Raw genomic sequence first — 3,099 nt, forward strand, 5'->3', positions numbered from 1 at the left:
GCATGAAAATCAAGGGGACCCCGACATAGAAGTCGGCGACGTCGCAATCGAGCTCGACGAGGAGCAGCACTTCAATCGCTATCGCGCACTCACGCTCGAATCGACATGTTATGGCGAAATGCCCGCGTTTCCTCTGGCGAACTACCGACTTTATTGCGAGCGTTACGAGTCGAAGTGCCCTGCTTTCGGGAAATTCTGGTCTAGCCCGAGCACGATCGATCAGTTCGGTCCCGCGTCGCGTCTCGGTGACCTGAAAGCACCGGGAGCGCCACGCTGGAAGCAGCGAGCCTTCTACGACTTTTTGAAAGACTTAGCACCTGACATGGTAGGTACGCGCGTGGCGCGCGTCTCGATCTGGGATACTGTAACGGTGGGAAGCGCCAGTGTATTACTAGGGGATATCCTCGATGGCCGATTCAAATATGACGCGGCTCCCGCGGTCGTTGCTCTCATCGAGAGCCGAGCCGGCGGGCATCTAAATTAGTGGAAAACGGCGATGGCGACAGACGGAAACGATTTGCCAGGCGTACACATGGATGCTCCGCGCGCATTGCGCGATCCAGCCGCGATTGCGGCTCGTCGGGCGATGCTCGGTCAATTGCACGTCGCCACGCTGACTGCGTACGTTGCGCGACTGCGGGACCAGTACCAAGAATGGGAGTTTCCCGAATTTGACCCACTCGACGGAGGCGTCGAAGCGGATATGCTGTTTCTTCTCGAAAAGCCAGGGCCGATGACGTCACCGCAGCACAAGCGGAAGGGCTCCGGCTTTATCTCGCGCGACAACAATGACCCGACGGCAGAGGCCACGTTTTGCTTCATGCAGCAGGCTGGTATCGACCGCAAGCGCACCCTGCTTTGGAACACGATTCCCGGCTGGAACCGCACGAGAGATATTGCTACAGGTGAGGTTGGTGAGGGAGTAGAGGAACTTCGGAACCTGCTTGAGCTTCTGCCTCGCATCCGCACGGTGGTACTTGTGGGGAACAAAGCGCAGCGGGCGGCACGCGTTATCCGACCGCTGAACCTGCGAATTTTCACATCCGCACACCCAGGGCCGCTGGTGAAAGGCCCCAATCGCGCCATGTGGGATCGCATACCGCAGCAGTGGGCAGAAGCTGCGTCAGAGCTATAGGAAAACTATGCCTCGCCACATTGCCAAGGTCATTACGCTAGCGGACGTGCAGCCAATGTTGGCGAAACGCAGCAAGTCGCTGCCGCGCACGGGCACATGGCATTACAGCCTGAAATATGATGGGTACCGCATGCTGGCTGCGACGGCGCCCGTCGGCCTGAAAACGCGCGGGGGCATGGACGCGACGGCCTGGTTTCCAGAACTCGTGTCGTCCTTATCAGGACTACCGACTGGTACCAACATACTGGACGGCGAAGTCTGCGTGCTCGATGAGTTGGGCCGTTCGGACTTCAACCGATTGCACGCGCGTGCTCTGCGGCGATGTTGGTATCGTGGGGCCGATCCAGTTGCACTCTGTGCATTCGATCTGTTGGTGCATAACGGCCACGATATACGGGCGATGCCCATCGAAGAACGATGGGCTCGCCTCCGCGAGCTGCTCAGCGGCGTGGCAGGCATTCTCTTCGTGGACAGCGTTGATGACGGCGATTGGCTTTACAGCGCAGTGCTTGGCCTGAAGTTGGAGGGAATCGTTGCGAAGCGGGCTGGCAGTGCCTATGTCGCTGGCGAGTCGCCAGACTGGATCAAGATCAAGCGGCCAGGCGCCGTGACTGCCGGCAGCTTTCACCGCGCCATTTGAATGACGAGGAAAACGTTGAATTGCCTTGAAAGGCAACACCGCAAAAGGTGCTATTCAAGTTCGACGGGTACCGCATGCGTTATCGCGACGGATCTGTCCGTTTCGCCGCAATCTTTCGCTATTCCTTCCTGGTCGGCCGACACCTAGGCCAGTCAATCAACTGCGCCGATCAATGAAATCGGCCATGCCAAGTTGCGCGATCGTCTCCATTTCGGAGCGCTCTTTGGGATGAATGAAGCGAAGTTGCGCACCATCACCGAACCGCGCATGAAGTCCCGCCTGTTCGAGATAGGTTCTTAAGGCTGCGCTGGCCTGTTGTGGCGAAGCTACGGTACGTTGCCCGTCCGGTCCAGCCGGCGCCGGCACCATACTCACGATCAGTGTTTTAAGACCCCTGAATCGCTTTTTTAGATCGACCAATGCAGCCTCTAGTACCTTGGCGCCAAGGCCCTTTTCCGAACCTTCCCGTCGTTCCCACAGCCAGACGAAGCAAAGATCGCCACGCTGGAGCAAGTCGGAGACGTCAGCAGTTTGTTCCAAAAACGCCAACATTTGAGCGACGTCGGTATCAGAGACAGCATCTGACGCCCACCGAAGACCTGAAAGTGAGCAGTCGGTGTAGCCATCTACCCGCGGCAAAACATAGACCATGCCACAGGCGACCGCATCGGGAATTTTCTGCGACTCTGAAGCCTCCAGGGCAGTCATCCACTCGTATGGTTTGACGTCAGAATCGCGATCGTCGTATCTCAGGGCACGAGTCGTCGCAGTGCCGTTGAGAACCTTGACTGCGTGGGTCTTTAGAGCAATACCCCATCCAGTGAAGGCCTCCGGCCACCACTGAAAATAGCCCCATTCATTGCGCTTCGTAGAACGAGAAGTCATTTCTGTTCCTGTGGGTGGATACGCCATTAAGAGCCTGCGCAACCGCATGGTACAACTGCAATTGGAGCGGCCCCACGTATCTGAGGACACGAGGACTCTCTTAAAATAAGGGATAGTCTTGTGCCTATCAGTAAGCCTAGTCATTACGTGGAAAGCATCGAAATTCTGACCGAGCCGGAGCGCCGTCGTCGGCGCACGGCGCAAGAAAAAATCGCCATCGTGCAGGAAACATTGGAGCCGGGAGCGTCGGTGTCGGCCGTTGCACGTCGGCACGGCGTCAACGCCAACCAAGTGTTCGGCTGGCGCAAGCAATACCAGGAAGGCAGTCTGGCGGCGGTGAAGGCAGGCGAAACCGTTGTGCCGGCATCTGAGCTGGCCGCCGCCATCAAGGAAATCAAGGAACTGCAACGGCTACTTGGGAAGAAGACGCTGGAGGTCG

At 57.8% G+C, this 3,099-nt stretch carries 5 protein-coding genes; 4 read left to right on the forward strand and 1 reads right to left on the reverse strand.

The window, feature by feature from the left end; all coding sequences use genetic code 11:
- The 3 genes from L810_RS48175 to L810_RS33420 all read left to right on the forward strand — a co-directional run.
- Positions 1-484, forward strand: a 484-nt coding sequence (locus L810_RS48175; RefSeq protein WP_218921749.1) for a DUF7255 family protein, incomplete at its 5' end; no start/stop codon positions are given.
- 48 nt (positions 485-532) lie between these two features.
- Positions 533-1,135 carry a uracil-DNA glycosylase gene (locus tag L810_RS33415; RefSeq protein WP_051392363.1) on the forward strand — a complete coding sequence of 201 codons (603 nt, stop codon included), beginning with the start codon at positions 533-535 and terminating at the stop codon, positions 1,133-1,135.
- A gap of 7 nt (positions 1,136-1,142) precedes the next feature.
- Positions 1,143-1,775 (forward strand): ATP-dependent DNA ligase, encoded by a 633-nt coding sequence (locus L810_RS33420; protein ID WP_257009014.1) that lies wholly within the window; start codon positions 1,143-1,145, stop codon positions 1,773-1,775.
- Between the two features lie 156 nt (positions 1,776-1,931).
- Here the strand turns inward: L810_RS33420 and L810_RS33425 are convergent, their stop codons facing one another.
- A complete protein-coding gene (locus tag L810_RS33425) occupies positions 1,932-2,660 on the reverse strand; it encodes a hypothetical protein (RefSeq protein ID WP_042977199.1) in 729 nt (242 codons plus the stop codon).
- Positions 2,661-2,816: 156 nt separating this feature from the next.
- On the opposite strand from L810_RS33425, the gene L810_RS33430 reads away from it, so the two are divergent.
- Positions 2,817-3,099 (forward strand): transposase (locus tag L810_RS33430; RefSeq protein ID WP_063625756.1); only part of this gene is annotated, 283 nt, incomplete at its 3' end.

The sequence above is a fragment of the Burkholderia sp. AU4i genome, assembly GCF_000466765.1.
Lineage (GTDB): Bacteria > Pseudomonadota > Gammaproteobacteria > Burkholderiales > Burkholderiaceae > Burkholderia > Burkholderia cepacia.